The sequence below is a fragment of the Stieleria sedimenti genome (assembly GCF_025060895.1).
GTDB lineage: Bacteria > Planctomycetota > Planctomycetia > Pirellulales > Pirellulaceae > Stieleria > Stieleria sedimenti.
Genome location: NZ_JANZKV010000173.1, coordinates 1 through 17,873 on the forward strand (window position 1 = coordinate 1; position 17,873 = coordinate 17,873).

At 60.1% G+C, this 17,873-nt stretch carries 14 protein-coding genes and 1 riboswitch; all 14 genes read right to left on the reverse strand.

All coding sequences use genetic code 11. The annotated features are described in order from the left end of the window. Positions 1-99: 99 nt before the first annotated feature. Entirely contained in the window at positions 100-873 is a 774-nt protein-coding gene (locus tag NZK35_RS21820; protein WP_259634644.1) for a GAP1-N2 domain-containing protein, read from the reverse strand. A gap of 5 nt (positions 874-878) precedes the next feature. Then, on the reverse strand, positions 879-1,787 hold the full coding sequence (locus tag NZK35_RS21825; protein ID WP_259634645.1) for a TRAFAC clade GTPase domain-containing protein: 909 nt from the start codon (positions 1,785-1,787) through the stop codon (positions 879-881). A gap of 69 nt (positions 1,788-1,856) precedes the next feature. Continuing rightward, positions 1,857-2,903 (reverse strand): formylglycine-generating enzyme family protein, encoded by a 1,047-nt coding sequence (locus NZK35_RS21830; RefSeq protein ID WP_259634646.1) that lies wholly within the window; start codon positions 2,901-2,903, stop codon positions 1,857-1,859. A gap of 15 nt (positions 2,904-2,918) precedes the next feature. Beyond that, positions 2,919-3,764, reverse strand: coding sequence for a hypothetical protein (locus NZK35_RS21835; protein ID WP_259634647.1), 846 nt, complete (start codon positions 3,762-3,764; stop codon positions 2,919-2,921). Positions 3,765-3,811: 47 nt separating this feature from the next. Beyond that, complete coding sequence (locus NZK35_RS21840; RefSeq protein ID WP_259634648.1) at positions 3,812-5,422, reverse strand: FHA domain-containing protein; 1,611 nt, start codon at positions 5,420-5,422, stop codon at positions 3,812-3,814. Beyond that, positions 5,419-7,074 carry a response regulator gene (locus NZK35_RS21845; RefSeq protein WP_259634649.1) on the reverse strand — a complete coding sequence of 552 codons (1,656 nt, stop codon included), beginning with the start codon at positions 7,072-7,074 and terminating at the stop codon, positions 5,419-5,421. Before NZK35_RS21845 ends, NZK35_RS21840 begins: the two co-directional genes overlap by 4 nt. Before the next feature lie 81 nt (positions 7,075-7,155). Next, a complete protein-coding gene (locus NZK35_RS21850; protein ID WP_259634650.1) occupies positions 7,156-10,137 on the reverse strand; it encodes a hybrid sensor histidine kinase/response regulator in 2,982 nt (993 codons plus the stop codon). Then, a complete protein-coding gene (locus NZK35_RS21855; RefSeq protein ID WP_259634651.1) occupies positions 10,134-11,516 on the reverse strand; it encodes a methyl-accepting chemotaxis protein in 1,383 nt (460 codons plus the stop codon). The genes NZK35_RS21850 and NZK35_RS21855 overlap by 4 nt, the downstream gene beginning before the upstream one ends. Next, entirely contained in the window at positions 11,513-12,058 is a 546-nt protein-coding gene (locus tag NZK35_RS21860; RefSeq protein ID WP_259634652.1) for a chemotaxis protein CheW, read from the reverse strand. Before NZK35_RS21860 ends, NZK35_RS21855 begins: the two co-directional genes overlap by 4 nt. A 31-nt stretch (positions 12,059-12,089) precedes the next feature. After that, positions 12,090-12,365, reverse strand: a complete 276-nt coding sequence (locus tag NZK35_RS21865; RefSeq protein ID WP_259634653.1) for a hypothetical protein — start codon at positions 12,363-12,365, stop codon at positions 12,090-12,092. A gap of 57 nt (positions 12,366-12,422) precedes the next feature. Further along, a complete protein-coding gene (locus NZK35_RS21870) occupies positions 12,423-12,854 on the reverse strand; it encodes a response regulator (RefSeq protein WP_259634654.1) in 432 nt (143 codons plus the stop codon). Between the two features lie 59 nt (positions 12,855-12,913). After that, positions 12,914-12,990, reverse strand: a riboswitch (cyclic di-GMP riboswitch). A 173-nt stretch (positions 12,991-13,163) separates the two neighbouring features. Further along, on the reverse strand, positions 13,164-14,297 hold the full coding sequence (locus tag NZK35_RS21875) for an aminotransferase class I/II-fold pyridoxal phosphate-dependent enzyme (RefSeq protein ID WP_259634664.1): 1,134 nt from the start codon (positions 14,295-14,297) through the stop codon (positions 13,164-13,166). 21 nt (positions 14,298-14,318) lie between these two features. Beyond that, entirely contained in the window at positions 14,319-16,025 is a 1,707-nt protein-coding gene (locus NZK35_RS21880) for a glutamine--tRNA ligase/YqeY domain fusion protein (RefSeq protein ID WP_259634655.1), read from the reverse strand. Between the two features lie 331 nt (positions 16,026-16,356). After that, positions 16,357-17,709 carry a cytochrome c gene (locus tag NZK35_RS21885; protein WP_259634656.1) on the reverse strand — a complete coding sequence of 451 codons (1,353 nt, stop codon included), beginning with the start codon at positions 17,707-17,709 and terminating at the stop codon, positions 16,357-16,359. Positions 17,710-17,873: the final 164 nt, after the last annotated feature.

Below are 17,873 nucleotides of genomic sequence, written 5' to 3' on the forward strand. Positions count from 1 at the left end.
TGTTAACTTAGCGGTATTGCTTTTAACCCCGTCGGCTCCTCGCCAGCCATGTCGGGCGGCTCGACGGAGTGGCCTGGCAAACCTCGCCACGTGGAGTGGTTACTTGGTCTCGACCAACACGCGGGCAACGTCGATCGGGGCGATGCCGGACCGGTCCAGTTCTTTCTGCAGTTTCGGCGCCATCGGGTCCTGTGTGAACTGAACACGAAAGTCACGTCGGCTGCTGGGTTTCAGGCCGCAGGCGAAACTCGTTTCACTGCGTTCGGTGGGACTCAATTGGTCCAGCATCAGCGTCAAGATCGGCAGCGGATCGCATTTGCCGACGATCATGACCTTGCGGTTGTCACGAAGCAGGCTGACCGTTTCGCGGGCGATCCAGTTGACGGCGTGTCCCGGCAACAGAGCAGGTTTGGAATCGGTGAAGTCACTCGTCGGCGGTTGCAGCGACAAGGGCCGCCCGGTCAACGTGACCGTGGGCAGCGTTTCATCTCGGTCCATCTGCAAGATCAGGTTGCCCAACGCGAGAGCCGTGCGCGCGGTATCGACGGCATGAAATTCATAGGCGACAAGCTGCTTGCGGCTCATCACCAGCGCGTTGGTCACCACCGCCAGCCCGCCTCGTCCGCTGTATTCCGGACCGCCGTGCACGCTCCGCGCGACGGCATAGAAGTAATCCGAAAGGGGGAAGAAGCTCAGCCCCCAGGCGTCCTGAGCGGCGGCATCGGAGGCGACCTCGAGCGAGTTGTGTGAGGGGGCCCATTTGCAAAACTCGCTCGACACGGTTGCATCCACACCGGGAGACTTCCCGATGATCTGGTATCCCTTCATCCGACGACGCTTGAGCGAGCCGTAGCTGATCTGTTCGACTTGCATTTCGATTAGCTGTTCTGGATGGCCCAGTGCAAGGGTTCAATCACGCCGCGGGGCTGGATGTGAAACGGCACCCGTGCCACACCACCGACATCATTGCTCAGCAACGCCGATGAACCGACGACGCTGGCACTGAAGACCGCGTGACGCGGAAAGTTGTGTTGGCAGTAATCGATGAAGCGGGGCATGTTGTTGGCCATGAATCGGTGAGGGTCCGCCGCCGCCTCGGGGCAGGTGTCCGATTTGGTAAACACGATCGCCACCGCCGGCGTCAGATCACGCGATTTCCCCAACTCGGAAAGCGATTGTTGCTGCGAGATGTACGAGCCGAGTTTCATCGCAAACAGGTCCTCGCGGGCACCGTTGTCGCGGACCTCGGCCGAATCGCACAGCAACAAGAACGCCGACGTTCGCTGAACGATGTGGCTGACGGCGGCGTAGGTCCCCGGTTGCTCCAGTTCGGTCGCGATGGCTTCACCGGCGAAATCCGGTGCGACAAAGTCCACCTGTTTCTCTTTGCGTTGCGAAGAATCGGTGACGACGCAGTGCAACCATTTCCAGAGGTCGGATTCGTTGGGCGTCTTTTCCGGAAAGCGTCGTTCCTCCAGGGCCGAGACGACCTGTTCTTGAAGCTTGATGGAAAATGCCCCGTTGGGAACACCTTTGAGATTCTTGGCACCACCACAAAGCATGTCCAACAGCAGCCCCAGATAGACCGTCTTGCCGGCGTTGCTGGGGCCGACCACCGAAATGAAATGCGGCTTGGCATGTCGTCGGGAAACCGAACGCGTGATTTCAGCCGGCGTCTGGCACTCATCGCAATAGTCATCCATGCTGGTCATTTGGGCGTCGCAACAGACGCACGGAGGCGCGTCTTGGTAACACAATGCCGCGTTGTAGCCTTCTGCCTTACTCATTGTTTTCTTTCGTCATCGAGGCGCGTATCGGGGTCAGGAATCATTACCGAGTCAGGAGTCATCACCGCGTCAGGCGTCGGCCGATTGCATTTCATCGTCACCGTGCGGATCGAGCCCTTCGGCGGAGAAACAACATCGAAAGCCGACGTTGTTCTTGCGGGCAAGCAGCGTCTGGGCGCTGCGACTTTGACACGTCGTGTGTGAATGGAAGTAACTGTCGAAGGCACCGCCGCGGACCTCCGCCATCGGGTCGGTCATGTGGACGGTGATCTCTTCGGTCGCGGCCAACAAGTACTGGGTGTTCATCCACTCCCAGACGTTCCCGATCAATTGCCGAATGCCGTTGGGTGTGTTGCCGCCCTGGCACTCATGGACCGAGACCGTTTGGTGTCGGCCTGATGCCCAGGTGTTGGCAAATTGCGGATCAAAGGAATTGCCCCAGGGATATTTCGATTCCTTCAGCGAATCGCTACCGGTCGATCCCCAGGTCCCGGCCCGCTGCCATTCGGCGCTGGTCGGTAAGCGTTTTCCCACCCATTGGGCGTAGGCGTTGGCTTCGTACCAGGAGACCCCGACGACCGGATGAGCCGCTGTCGCTTTGGCGGGTCGGCCGTTTTCCCAAAACGCGGGGCCGGGTTGTCCTGTTTTGTCGACGAATTTGAGCACCGATGCCAGGATCTGTTCGGGCCACAGCGAGACGTTTTCGTACCCGCCGGCTTGGACAAAGCGGTGAAAGTCGGCATTCGTCACGCACCAACGGTCCAGGTAGATCGAATCGGTTTGGCTGGTTCCGACGACCTGTGGAACGAGCACGAATCCTTCCTCGGACGTCGTGGCGTATTCACCACACAGTGTCACGTCGCCGCCTGGCACATAAGCCATGTCGTGATCGATCGCTTGCCAGGCGTACCTCAACGAGACGGGGTCGAACGCAATCCCGTCGGCCGGGCGGACGATGTGAGCATACTGTCGCTCACGCACCAGCTGGCGGATGTCGGGCGGTGCGCCGGGGAAATCCAAGGTCGGTGGCGCGGCGGCTGCAGCATCGGGCTTCGCGCCCGAGAACGAAGCGCGAAACGCACTCAGCGGCCGGCTGAAAAAGGTGGCAAAGGGCACGATGGTCTCCAACGGTTAGTTCGAATGGCTTCGGTTTGATCGGATCGCACGTTGCATGCGTTTGAATTCTTCAATCTTCTGTTGCCGGGCGGCTTCGGCATGCTCGAGTGCGGCCTGCTGGTCGCGATCTTGAGTGGGATATCCTCGGCAACCGGAGGCGGGTTGGCCGGGCAGGATGGGCGCGTTGCCGACCGGCATCACGGGGGATCCCCCGCGACCATCCGCGGGCGACGCTGTGTTTGGATCGCAGACGGGAACGTTGACGTTGACCGGCGGGGGGCCCGCCGGCAGTTGCCGTTGAATCGCCGCTGGTGACGGCAGGTTCGGATCGCGCGGCGGTTCCGCCGTCGGAGCGATCGGAGGAGAGCCGGCGCTCGGCGGCTGGGGAAGCCCGGCGGCTGTCGGAATCGTGCCGGTTGAAACGCCAGGGTGGACCGAGGGAACGACGGGACCGATACCCGACTTGTTCGCCGCGGTCGCCGCGGCGCGTGCACCTTGAATCGCCTTTCTGCGTTCGGACTCGACTTCCAGCCAGGCTTCGGTCAGCCGTTTGGACTGATCCCGCAGGCCTTCTTCCTTGGCCGCGGTCCGTTTGCCCCATTCGGTCTTCTGTTGATCCAACCGCGCGATCGCACCGGCCAGTAGCGATTCACGCTCGATCAACTGGGACGACCGATGAATGAGTCTGCGAATGCGACCGATCCAACCTCGCGCGAAATGTTCCACGTCAAAGACGATGGAACCGATCGCTTCGGCTTGCGAGCCGTCCAACGGTGCGGTCACCGGGGAGACGCCCGTTCCTGGCGAGTCACTTCCGCCGCTCAGGGGCGACGGAGCAATCATGTCGTTTCGGTCGGTCATATCGATTCAGGGTTTAAAATGATTACGACGAAGTCTTCCCGAGCGTCTTAGTACTCGTCACCGACGCGTTTCCAGAGATTGGAGATGCGGCCCAGCAAAGACTCTCCTTTCTGTTCCCGCTCGACCTTCTCTTCCTCGTGAATCTCCCGCAAATGCTGTCGCAGTGCTTGCAGCTTGAAGGCAAACTCGCGGTCCGGCTGCTCTTTCGTGGCGGCGTCGCCGTCGATTTCCTGGAGCTGCTTGGAGAGCTGGAATCGCATGCGTGAAACCGATGCTTTCTCCCGGGCCAATTCGGCACGCAGTTCCTGCAGCGATTCCGGTTCTTCGTTTTGCATCCGCTCAATCTGACGATTCAGGCTGACGCATTGCTTTTGCGATTCCTCCAGTGCGGTCTGCAACTCCGCATTTTGCTTTTGCAGCTTCTGCAGCGTTTCATCCGGGGCCACGTCAGCGACCGAAGCTTGTCCGTAGCGTTTGGCGGCGGTGTGCAGCTGTTGCTGGAACCGATCACGTTCCTGGCTCGCCGCGTTGAGTCGATCACGGAGGGCGTCCTGCTCGGCTTTCCATTCCGATTCTCGCTCGCCGATCCGTTGTTCGATTTCACCGACCCAGTTTTCCAAACAGCTGCGTTCTTCCCGTTCCGCCTGGTTCTGGATTTCAGCGGTCTGCAGCAATTCTTGCAGCATCGAGACACGTTCGTCGTGTTCGGCCAATTCGGCGAGCAAGTCGTCGACACGTCCGACCAGTTCGTCGCTGCCGAAGTCTTGGTCGATGGATCTGGCTTGGTTTGACGTGGTGTGTTCAGCGTCTTCTGCGCCGAGCCCTTCCATCGCGGCCAATTGCTCGTCGCGTTCGGCCAACTGGATGCGGAGGTCTTCGATTTCTGACTTGAGCAGCTGAACGATCTCGGCATCCACCTGATCGTCGTCAAAGGTGGAGGGATCCCAATCGAGATCTTCGGCGGTGAGATGGTTCGAAGCGAAGTCGTCCACGATCGCACCCTCGCCGGATTCCGGTTCGTCGATTTTGTGTTCCGCCGACGCTTCGGGTGGTTGGGCGATTGATGCATCCAAGTCCGACGTCTCGGTCGCGGGTTCTTCGGCGACATGGGTGTCGTGGGCGGAGATCGGTTCCGCAGTGGTCTCGGCCAACGCGTCGCTGAGTCTGCCGATCGGCGGCCGCGCGGCGGGCGTCGGATCGGCGACGGTTGTTCCATCGTCTTGCACGTCTTCGTAGCCCAAGTTTTCCATCCCCACTGATTCTTCTCGTGCTTCCGCGGCGGCCTTGTCGGCCAGGTCGAGGGCGTTTTGTTTGTCGGCTTGACTCGGTCCGCTCGGTCCACCGACCAATTCAAGCTTGATGGAACCGACGACGATGGAGTCTCCGACTTGGATCGCCGTCTTGTCATCGATCAGCGTTCCATTGACTTTGGTACCCGACTTGGACGCCCAGTCTTGGATGGAGACGACGTCGTCATCGACGTCGACGAGGCAATGGATCTCGGCGACGTCTTCGCCACTGACCTTGATGCCGCACGAATTGCCGCTGCCGACAAAGACGCTTCGTCCCTCTTCGAGGGCGTGGTCGATCGGCGAGGCACTCTGTCGAAGGACTCGGATTTTAAAACCGGTCAGGGTTGCTTCGGTTGATCGAATCATGACAGGGTCTCCGCAACAGGGGTGTCCAAACCGTTGGAGGCCAACGTCGGGTCGGTCGCGGCACCAAGCGTCTCTTGCTGCGAGCCATCAGGCTGCGGTTCTGCGACCGGAATGGAGTCCAGTTCGTCCATCGTTTCGGTCAAGGTGTCGCAGGTGTAGGGCGAATGCAGCAATCGATCCGGAGTGAAACCGAGCAGTTTGTGCCACGGAACGTTGGGGTCATCGACGACCTTCGCGGGAGCCAACACGATCTTTCGCGAGTTTCCGAAGGCTTCTTGTGCCGAGGTGTAAGCTTCGCGAATGGCGTCGCAGCTTTGCGGCGTGTCGACGGCGAAGAACACCGCGTCCGGCTTGGTTCGTTTGACCAGCAACTGCAATGTCAACGTATCGCGAACGATCTTGCCGACGTATTTGCCGGAAGCCTGTTTGAGCCCGCTGCGGAGTTGTGCGGCGGCAATCGCATTGGTCTCGTAGGCAACGAATTTCCCTTCGCTTTCGTCCCGCCGGACTTCGAGGATGTCGGCCGCGACGAAGCCTGACAACACCCGGCGGACTTCCTCGTGATCCCAGCCGAGTCGTTGTTGCAATTCGTCGACCGAACGAGGTTCGCTCAGCAGGTTCATGATCTTCATGTGTTTGGCGGACAGCCCGGCACGGTCCAAGTTCTGGCCCCGGATGGCGCGTCGGACGTATCGCAGCGCGGAATCATCGCTCTGGATCTCCGAGAGATCGCAGTACAGTGCGTGTTCGACCAGCAGTCCCATCAAGCTGACTTCCAGGGGCAAATCGCGTTGCAGTGACGGGAAGCTCGAGGTCGCGCGGAACTGATAGCCTTTCAACGGTCGCTTCATCACCAGTCCGATCAGCATGGCCGCTTGGAAACGCAACAGCTTGGCCGTCAATCGTGGGTCCAGGACTCGCTTGTCCATCAACTGCACAAACCCGTCGAACTCTGCCGTTCCGCGTCCGGCGATCGTCAGACGCAGGACTTCGGCCAGGCTTTGCAACGACTCGGGCAACCGCTCGACGACCAGTTGCGTTTCTTCGGGTTGCAGCCCGGTCGCACTGATGCCTTGGACGCGTCCCCGATCCAGGTAGATCCACAACCGCAGGCGCTCGGCTTCGATCTCGAGCACGCCTTGCTTGTGGCCGTTGTTGAGGAAATCGACGACCTCGCGAATGCCGAACACGGCGAAGCGGCCGGCCAGATCGGGCTCGGACGTGTCTCCGATGATCTCCGGCACCGCCGATCCCTTGGTCTGGGATTCGACAATCATCGTCGCGGTTTCGATCGCGTTTTCGACGGTCGTGCGGAGCAGGTTTTCGGTATAGGGTTTGGGCAACATGTCGACCACGTTGTCCAGGTCGGCGTACTCCACATACGCTTTCTTTCGGAGCGTCGAACTGACCACGACGGGGATCATCTTTAACGTCGAGGAGGCCGCCAGTTGTTGGCAGACTTCAAAGCCCGTCGTTCCCGGCAGTTGGTGGTCCAACAGAATCAGATCGGGCCGGATCTCTTCGGCCAGTTGCAAGCCGTCCTCCGCCGTGGGGGCCAGAGTGACGGCGTAACCGGCCGGGCTTAGGTGTGTATCGACCAGCTTGCGGATGGTCGCACTGTCATCAATGACCAGGACTTTTTTTTCGGCCATGAAACTGATTCCTCTGTGACGGGAAACGGAAGTGATTTGAAAAGGGGCTTTGATTGGGGCAACGAGCCGCGGGCGAAAGATCTAAAGGTGGTCCGGGTAAGGTTGGGCCCAATCGAAAGGGGCGACGACGGCGTCGAGTCGTTCGGGCGTGAGTGGTTTTTGGATGTATTCGATGGCGCCCAAGAGACGGGCCTGCTTGCCGGCCGTCTCGAGACTGCGGCTGCTGATCACGATGACGGGGATGGATGCCAATCGAGGTTCACCCTTGATCGTTTGCAGCAACTCCAGACCGCTCATCCGCGGCATGTCGATGTCGCTGAAAACGGTGGCGAACGTTTCTTTGGACAGCATCTCAATCGCAGCCTGTCCGTCTTCGACTTGGACAACGGTGACGGGATACTTGGCCAGTGCCCGCGTCACGCGAAGCCTGGCACTTTTTGAATCGTCGACGACGAGCACCTTGGGCAGCTCTTTGCCGCAGGCCCGTTCTTCCGAGGGCAGGGGTTGAACGACTTGGCGGGCGCCCTTGGATGCCTCGGCCAGTCCGCGAGGGTCCAACAGCAGCACCACTTCGCCCATCCCAGAAAGTGTCGCTCCGATGCACAACGGATGTGACTTCAGCATCGGCGGCATCGGTCGAACGACGACTTCCTCGGGTCCGAGGACTCGGTCGACCAGCAACGCAAAGTCGCCGCCCGATTCGCCATCGACGGTCGCCGACCCGCTGGCCAGTTCGATGATGGCGCGACGTGAATGGTCGCTCTGGGCAGCCGGATCGTGATGCCGCAAGGACAGGATTTCGTTCAGATCAATCGGTGAGTAGCTGGGGTCAAATTCACCGGTGCGGCGAACCGATTGAGCCGGCAAGGCGAACAGCTGACCGCCACTGCGGAACACCATCGCGTGCTGAATCATCGAAGGCAGCGGCAGCGACAAGCGGATCGTCGATCCCGAACCGTGTTCCGATTCGACTTCGACCCAGCCCCGCATCCGTTCCAGCGTCGACGCAACGACATCCATCCCGACACCACGTCCGGAGAGCTGGTTGGCCGATTCACGCGTCGAAAACCCGGGATTGAAAATCAGTCGTGAGAGTTCGGCATGGCTGACCGATTTGTCGCCATCGATCAAACCCCGCTCGATGCCCCGTCTGCGAATCGCATCAAAGTCCAAACCGCGGCCGTCATCACTGACTTCGATGACCAACAGGTCCGGCCCCGAGTGGGCGTGAAGTCTCACGATGCCTTGCGGTGTTTTGCCCGCCGCGACACGGTCTTGGGCCGATTCGATTCCATGGCTGACCGAGTTTCGAACGATGTGCAGCAACGGTTCAAAAATCCGTTCCTGCAGCGACCGCTCGATCCCGGTGTTCTCTCCGACCAACTCCACACGCACTTGTTTGTGTTCGGTACGTGCCGCGTCGCTGATCGCGCGATGCAGTCTGCGGAACAGCCCGGAAACCGGCATCCTTCTCAGCTGAACCAGCTCCAGTCGAAAGTTGCGGATGAATTGCGAGACCGCTTGGTTCCCGTCGGCGACGGGGCGGTAACAGTCGCGCAATCGCTGGGCCGATTCCAGCACGTCATTGGCGACTTCGTTGAGATGGGAGAAGGACACGCCGTCTTCGGCCAGGACGGGATTGGCAAGGCTGTCACCGGCCAACAGCGCTTCGCCTTCGTGGCTCAGCATCCGAATGCGGGTGACGCTGTGGATCAGCTCGTCGTGAATCCCTTTGAGTTCCGAGATTTCGGTGTCGCGCTGATTTCGCAGCATCACCAGTTCACTCAGCATGTCCATCAGCCGATTGAGCTGTGACGCTTTGACCCGTACGGTTTCGTCGTCGCCGTGACTGTCCGAAAGCGCGTTCTTCTTCGGCGGCCGCGCAGCGGGCTGTGTGGTTGAGAGCGACTGAGCGGTGGACGACGACGGGGCGGTGGATGCCACGGCAGAATTTGCCGCGACGGGTTGGGGTGCGGTGGAGGCGTCGTTGGGGGCGTACCGTGAATCATCCGGGGCCGTCTCGTCGCCATCGACGCGAGCGCGAATCAGATCCACATGCGGCAGCAACAGTTCGGGGGTGACCGCATGGCCGGCGTCTTGCGTCTGACGAATCAACTCCTCGACTTCGTGGATGTAGTCGGCCAAGTTGGACATTCCGATGCTCGCCGACGCTCCCTTGATGGTGTGAAGTTCGCGGCTGATGGTTTTCACAGGGCCGTCGTCGCCGGGTCCGGATTCCAGGTCAAGCAGCGCTTGCTCCATCGATTCCAATCCGCGGGTCGCATCGTCCATGAAGGCTTCACGCAGTTCGTCGTCGATGTCGATCTCGTCCACAGCGGGCATGGCGATCGCGCTGCCGCCGACTTTGATCGCGTCGTGTGCCGTCGACGCCGCGGGCGAGTTGGTTTCTGGATCGTTCGGTTGTTCCCGTCGGTCGGAACTGAATTCCGGGTTCGTTGCCGGGGCGTCTTGCCAAGCACCGTCTTCCGGGGCGATTCCCCGAGTCTGGGCACTCAGGCTGCTCAGCAACGCCGCGATTTCGGCTTGGCTGGGCGCAATGACGTCGGACTCCGGAGTGGCGTTTGCATCGGCCCCGTCCCAATCACCTTCGCCTTCGCAAGCCGACTCGTCCTCGTTGACAAACTCGCCCGACGCATCGCATGAATCGAGTCTCAGTTCGATCGCTTCTTTGAGCAATTCCAATTGCTCCTGGTCCACCTCGTCGGCTTGTTCACCGAGCGCCACGCTGCGGACCGAGTTACAGCTCTCGACGACAAAATCGACCAGGTTCAAAACATCGGGATCGTCATCGTTAAAATCCGAAAGTGAACGATCGACGGTGTCGGCCAGTTCGCCCAATTTCTCGACGGTGTCCTGCAAACACGCATCGACATCTTCCAGACCGGCGTGGGTCAGTTCATGGAGCAGCTCGACGGCGTTGGCAAAGTCGGCCATGCGACGTGTTGCGTCCGATTCGGGGGCAGCGGGGGCGCCGGTAGGACCGGGTTCACAGGAAAAGAGATGTTCGCTGAACGCGCCCGAGGAAGCGTCTTGGGTGCTCATTTCACTTCCTCCGCAACGCGGACGTTTTCGTGTCGGCTGGCGGCGTCGGGCGTCGCGTCGGCGCGGTTTTGATTGGCCAATTCGAGCAACTGTCGTCGTTCGCTTGGATTGAGATCCAGATTCGGATTGGTGCAACCTCGGAGCCGATGGATATTGGAATCGAGGTCGATGGCCGTTTTGGCCAGCGACTTGATCGCCCAGGACGCATGGTCGGCGCGTTTCCGATCGGCCTGATGGGCACTGGCGATCGAGTCGATGCCTCCGGCGAGTCCTTGAACCAGGTTCTGCTGTTGGTCGCCCTGTTGCGAAAGATCCGAGACGACGAACATGCCTGCCGCGGTGACTTGCGAAAGTTCGTTCAGCGTGTCGCGGATGGCTTCGACGACGGCGATGTCGGATTCGACTTCGTTTTGTTCTCGGCTGAGCACGGAGAGCGAATCGGTGGTTTGCATTTCCAAGGATTCGGCGAGCACACCGATCTCCCGGGCAGAGTGTGCCGTCTGCTCGGCCAATTTCCTCACTTCGTCGGCCACCACGGCAAAGCCACGCCCGTGTTCGCCGGCCCGGATCGATTCGATCGACGCGTTCAGGGCCAGCATTTCGGTGCGGGCGGCGATGTCGGTGATCGTGCCGACGATGTTGCCGATTTGGCGTGTCGGATCTCCGAGTGATCGCAGTTTTTTCTTGCTCGTTTCGCTGCAGCTGCGGATGCGATGCACGCCTTCGGTCAGCACATTGGTCTTTTCGATCGCTTTGGCGACCGCCTTTTCGGCCGACCCGATTTGTTGCTGTAGTTGGGCACAGCGATCGGAAATCCGTTCGATGCCGTTGGTCAGGTTTTGCAACAACGCGGTGGTTCGGTAGGTCGCTTCGGACTGTTTGCCGCTGTGAACGTCGGCGTTGCATCTGCCGATCTCGACGACGTCTTTTTCGACTTGTGCCATCAGCTCGCTGAGTGATCGGCCGACGCCACCGAGCACGTTCTTAAACTCACTCATGTCGGCCGAGTCATAACCTTCGCGTCGGGAAAGTCGGGACAGCATGGATTGCAGTTCGCGTGCATTCTGCCGACTGGCCACTTCGATTTCGTCGTACCGTTGCGAGGTCTGCAGGACGGTGGACCCGAGTTCGTCGAGCTCGCGAATCCCGCTGGAGACGATCGTCTGCTGACGTTCGACCAGCATCTTTTTCAGTTGCCGGATTCCATGGCCGACCTTGTGCGTCAACAGCAGTGACGCTGCACCGGCGGCGGTCATTGCGGCGATCAGGACAACGACCCACTGGGAACCGCTCGACAGGGATGATCCCGCCATCGCAGCGGCCGTCGCGACGACCGCGACCAACGAGTGCGTGGCCAAAAATGTGATGTTGGTTTTCATACGGCGTTCCACTTTGACGCGGACGTTGGGGTTGAGACGGTAGAAGGAAAGACACACTGGGAACCATGCCATTGGTCCTCCAGTGTCTGTTGTGCGATTCGCTGCAACCCGTTGACGTCTAAGACGCTGATGACTTTTCCGTCATAGGTCGCCGTGCCCATCAAGACCGACATGGTGTTTTCATTGCGTTGTCCGGCATCGATGTGGGTTTCGATGCCGTCGATCGCGATCACTTTGTCGATCGCGATGGCCCACGATCCGAGCGGGCATTGCATCACCAACAGCTGTCCGCTGTCGGCCGAGAGCCGAGCCTGGTTGCCGATCAGCGGTTCCAGATCGATCACCGGCAGGAATTCGCTGCGGAGATTCCCGATCCCCGCCAACGAAGGATGGCTCAGCGGAACCGGAACGATCGTCGGCATGATCGTCACTTCACGCACCGTCGTCGCCGGGACCGAAAACATCACATCGCCAGATCGGAAGATGCAGTGTTTGTCGCTCAGGTTGGCGATTCTCGATTGATGGGAAATCACGCTTTCCATCGAAACTTCTTGGGGCTGAAAGTGAACTGGGTTACTGGGTCATTTCACGCAAGGACTTCAGCAGTTGCATCGCCTCGTGCTCGTCGTCCGCGTCGACCGGATCGGTTTGTGGTGCCGCAGCCCGTGGTGCCGCAGCCTGTTGGGACTGGGGGATCAGGCGACTGACGTCGATCGTTTTTCCGCTCGCCTGTGACAAGCGTTTCATGATCCCGGCGGCGAATTGATCCAGCTCGGTTTCCCACTGATCAAGTGTTTCCAAGCTCAGATCGAGATCGTCATCGGTCGTGAATTGTGGGGTTTGGGACATTGCCAGCGCACGGGAACAAGGAGACAAGTGGAGTCAGATCGGATCGTCGGGTCGTCGTCACACGGTGCGTCGCAGCAACGATTGGACGGTTTCGAGCAGCAAGTCGGGTTCGGTCGGTTTGGACAGGAACGCGCCCAGTTGGCTGCCGAGTGTTTCCAGGTGGGGTGCATCGGCGCTGGTCAAAAAGATCACGGGCGTCGAGCGGTCCCAGGTTTCATCGGCGAGCAACTCGTGGCAGACGCCATAGCCGTCCAGCACCGGCATGTTGATGTCCAGGATGATCAAGTCGGGTTTGGTTTCCGTCGCCACTTCCACGGCTTGGCGGCCGTCTTCGGTCAAGGCGACGTTGTAGCCGGCGTCACGAAGTGTTCGATCGAGCAGACGCAAGACGGTGCGGCTATCGTCGGCAACCAAAATCGTTTGATCCGACTGGCTGGAAGAGACGCCGCGGCGGGCGGTGACACCGGCGGTCGGTTGCGTTACAGTCATCAATTGACTCCGGCATGCCGGCAACGGTCGGTCGCGGGCAAAGGCGTGGGGTTGGTTCGTTCGGTAGTGCGGCCATCTCCATCGAGATCCGTCACTTTGCGTGCACGGCCTCACGGCCGGCTTGCCTGTTCGCGAGCGCCGATTTCCGGCCGCACGCCTCTCCCGATAGCTCCATCACGAGATGGACCTACCGCGGGAAAAACGCTCCGAGAGATCGCCGTTGACGACAGCGAAAGCACCGGAGTGTTCTGGTGAAGGGTTGGTCACTCCGCGAGAGAGTCAAGCAAAACTGTGAAAAGTGTCCGTCAATCAGAAAGACGGCAAACCCTCGATCAGACGGCTCACCATCTCGTCGCTGTGGTCGGCTGAGAGCGATAGACGTAGTCGTGCTTGGCCTTCGGGGACCGTCGGCGGTCGAATCGCCGGCACAAACATCCCCAATTCATACAACCGCCGCGACGCCGCAACGGCATCGGTGTCCGTTCCGATCGGAATCGGGACGATCGGAATCCCGGATTCGATCGCGGTGCAACGGAGTCCCAGTTGCGCGCGGATGTTTCGGGCCAGCGCACAAACCCGATCACGGCGGCGGCGCATCTCCTGGGGATGCGACAATGCCGCCAGCGCCGATTCGACCGCGGGCATCGACAACGCGGTGCTGTAGATCAACGGACGACTGTGGTTGACCAAATAATCCGCAACGGCGCGGGGGCAGGCGACGAACCCGCCCTGGCCGCCCAGCGCTTTGCTGAGTGTTCCGATTCGAATCGGGACGGCATCTTTCACGCCCAAGGCTTCGCAGGCCCCCGAAACATGATCGCCCAAAATGCCGGTCCCGTGCGCCTCGTCAACGATCAGGGTCGCGTCGTGCCCGGCGGCCAGCTCGCACAGTTCGCCGAGCGGCGCGACGTGTCCATCCATGCTGAACACCGAGTCCGTCACGATCCAAACGCGGCGATACGCACTGCGGTGCTCGGCCAGTAACCGGGCGACCGCATCGACGTCGCGGTGGGGGTAAACGATTCGTTCGGCTTTGGACAACCGACAACCGTCGATCAGCGACGCATGGTTCAATGCGTCGCTAAGGATCAAGTCGCCCTGTCTGCAAACCGCTGACACCGTGCCCGAACAGGCGGCGAATCCGGTCGGGAAGACGATCGCCGCCTCAGTCTGTTCGAAGCGGGCGATCGTGTCGGCGAGCAGCTGATGGCGATCAGTCCAGCCACAAACCAACCCGCTGGCCTGGGCACCGACCGACTCAACGTGCATCGAGTTGGACGCCACGAACGAGGCCAAGCCCAGATAGTCGTTGGAGCCAAAGTTGATCAATCGCCGGCCCGCTTCGTCGACCAAGTGGACACCGTCCAGCCGCCGCGGCTGCAACTGACGCATCCGCCCGCGGCGACGGAGTTCGGTTAACGCTTGATCAAAGTCATCCCACATCACGGCCTACGCTATCGGCGATTAATTGGTTTTTCCCTTGGCCACCATGTTACCCCAACTGTCGCGGAGCGGGACGATTCGGTTGAAGACCAGTTGTTTGTCCGTAGAGTCTGGATCGACGACGTAGTAGCCCAGTCGTTCGAATTGAAACCGGTCCCCCGCCGCGGCGGTTCGGATCTCCGGTTCGGCAAACCCTTCGGTCACCGACAGCGAGTCCGGATTCAAGTGGTCCAAGAACGTTTGTCCTTCGGCGGTTTGGTCGGGGTTTTCGACCGCGAACAGGCGGTCATAGTTGCGGACTTCGACGGGAATCGCGTGATCGGCACTGACCCAATGGATCGTGCCCTTGACCTTGCGTCCGGAGCTGTCTTGGCCTGATTTCGTTTCCGGATCGTAGGTGCACAGGACTTCGATCACGTTCCCGTCGTCATCTTTAACGACATCGTGGCAATCGATGATGTAGCCGCTTCGCAGCCGGACCGCGCCACCTTTCTTCAGTCGGAAGAACTTGCGCGGTGCCTCTTCACGGAAATCATCCGCACCGATGTAAAGCGTCCCGCTGAACGGAACCGATCGGGTTCCGGCAGCCTCGTCCTCGGGGTTGTTGATCGCGTCGACCCGTTCGACCTTTCCTTCGGGCCAATTGGTGATCGTCAATTTGATCGGATCGAACACGACCATGCGTCGCGGCGCGACACGATTGAGATGTTCTCGGACGGCGTTCTCCAGACGCACGACATCGATCGTGCTGTTGAATTTCGCCACGCCGATATCGGCCGCAAACTTGCGAATCGACTCGGGGGTGTAGCCACGGCGGCGAAGGCCACTGATCGTCGGCATGCGGGGATCGTCCCAGCCATTGACGTGGTCTTCCTTGACCAGTTGCAGCAGCTTGCGTTTGCTCATCACGGTGTACGTCATGTTCAACCGTGCGAATTCAATTTGCCGCGGGTGATGGATGCCCAGTGATTGGCAATACCAGTTGTAAAGCGGTCGATGGTTTTCAAATTCCAGCGTGCAGATCGAGAACGTGATCCCTTCGATCGAGTCGCTTTGTCCGTGGGCCCAGTCGTACATCGGGTAGATGCACCAGTCGTCGCCGGTGCGATGGTGGTGGGCGCGCATGATGCGATACATCACCGGATCGCGCAAATTCAGATTCGGCGACGCCATCTCGATTTTCGCGCGCAAGGTTCGGCTTCCGTCCGGGAACTCGCCCGCTTTCATCTTGCGAAACAGTTCCAGGTTTTCATCGGCGCTGCGGTCACGGTAGGGGCTGTTCTTTCCCGGTTCGGTCAGCGTGCCCCGGTATTCCCGCGTCTGTTCGGCGTTCAGGTCACAGACGTAGGCGAGTCCCTCTTGAATCAGCTTTTCGGCCCAGTCATAGAGTTGCCCGAAGTAGTCGCTGGCGTAGTGCAAGGAGTCCCATTGGAAGCCCAGCCAACGGACGTCGTCCATGATCGATTCGACGTACTCGGTTTCTTCCTTGGACGGGTTGGTGTCGTCGAACCGCAGGTTGCAGGTGCCGTCGTAGGTTTTGGCCAGCCCGAAGTTGAGGCAGATGCTCTTGGCGTGGCCGATGTGCAGGTAGCCGTTCGGTTCGGGAGGGAACCGGGTGACCACGCCTTTCGCCTTGCCGGAGGCCAAATCCGCGTCGATCGCCTGCTCGATAAAGTGTTTGGTCGGGCGTGACGAATCGGCACTGGTCTCGCTGGAGCTGTCGGTCATGGCGTCGGCTTTGCGTTGGATGATAAAGCAGTTCTACGGGAAGACGACGTGCCACGACCCGTTCGGGTTCGTGCGCACGTCCACTGCCAGGATCAAACAACAAATCTGCCGGAAACGCAACGCCAGGATGCGACGGTCTGGACCGGCGGCAGCCTTTCCCGGCTGATTTCTGTTCGACGCGAGCGGCCTGTCGATTTTGTGAGCCGTGACGCGTAAGCGGCCGGGCATTCCGGCGCCCGCCCGAGGCCTTACGGCCGGCGGCTCACCATTGGGTACCTGGCCCCTTTTCCGCTCGACAAACGCAACCCGAAAGATTAAAGCTGACAAAGCACTAGATTGCTTCGGTGGTCTCCGGTTCGGGCTTTCTGACCGAGCGGACGAAGTTGATCAAATGCCAGATGTCGTCTTTTTCGTACTCGCCGGGGACAAAGGTGGAGGCCGGCATCGGGGTGCCTTCGATACCTTGCAGGATCCGACGATACAGATCTTCGGCGGCTTCTCCGCCGCGAAACACGCCTTCGGAGAAATTACGCGGCAATGCGTTCTTCGGTGGCATCGCTCCCCGGGCCATCAAGGGGATCAGCGATTCGGTGTCTTCGGGTTTCAGCCCGGCCCGTGTCGTCCAGTCTTTGGTCCAGTCGTCGTAGTCTTTGTTCTGGCCATCGCCGTAACCCTTTTCGCCGTGACACTTGCTGCACGAAGCGACCTTTCCGGTGAAAATTTCTTGCCCCCGTTTGATCGACGCGGCCAGCGTTTCGGCTTGATCGCCCTCGGAGAGCTTGACGAACTCGGCGTGATTGTCGGCCACGGGGATGTCGGCCGGCGGCTCGGGGACTTCGACCACGTCTTCTTCGGCGTCCAGCCAATCAAATGCGATATCTTCGAGCATCTCGACCGCAATTTCCATCGACTCGTCGAAATTTTCCAATCGCTCGGCGAGTGCCGCGGTCGGATCGTCCTCGGGTTCGCCGGCCTTTTCCCACGCTTCGATCTGTTTCTCGATTTGCTCGCGACCGCCGGCGGCCAAGGTTTCTCCGAGCTGGCGATCGATGATCCGATCCCCGCCTTCCAGATCCAATTCAAAGATCGCGTCGTCGATCAGCGTCCGCTCCAGTTCCCCGCGGATCGACAGATAGATCACGTAGTCGACGAGCGCTTGGATGTCCTGTTCCTTCAAATCGGGAATTTTAACCATGCCCGTGCCTGCAATTCCGTTGCGAATCGAGCGGGCGAGGTCTTCGCGGATCGGCTTGGAACCTCGCTTGGTTGACTTGAACTTAAAAATCCCATGCCGATAGTCTCGCGGATACGGATCCTGCGCGGCCGAGGCTTCGCCGCGTCCATTGCCCGTGACCCCGTGGCAGGTCACACAATGCTTGCGATACAGCCCGCTGCCTTCGGCGATCGGGCCGGCTGCGTTCTTGATTCGGTCCAGCGAGATCAAGTCGGCGAAGTCTTCGTCTTGCAGGGCTTCGGGCAAGGTCGGCTCGTCCGGGGTTCCAAACATGCCGTCGACGATCCAGCTGGCATCCTTCATGGCCTGCTCCATCGGAATGCCTTCTTTGATCTGGTACTTCATCGCATGGACCAGATTCGGCTCGAATTCCGCCGTGTATTCGGATGGCTGTCGGCTGCATCCGGCGAGCGGGAGCAGGAGGAGGGCGGAAAGGATGTAGTTTTTCATGGAATTTCGACGGGGAAACGTACGCGGGGGAGGCCCAAACGCTCGCGGCGAACCAGCTGTTTCTGCTAGGAAATCAGCCGTTCCCGCGAGCTTACAGGCCTACAATCCATTCTCAGTGACGCGACGGAGTGGTGCAGGCCTGACAGGGATCCGGTCGCTTGTTG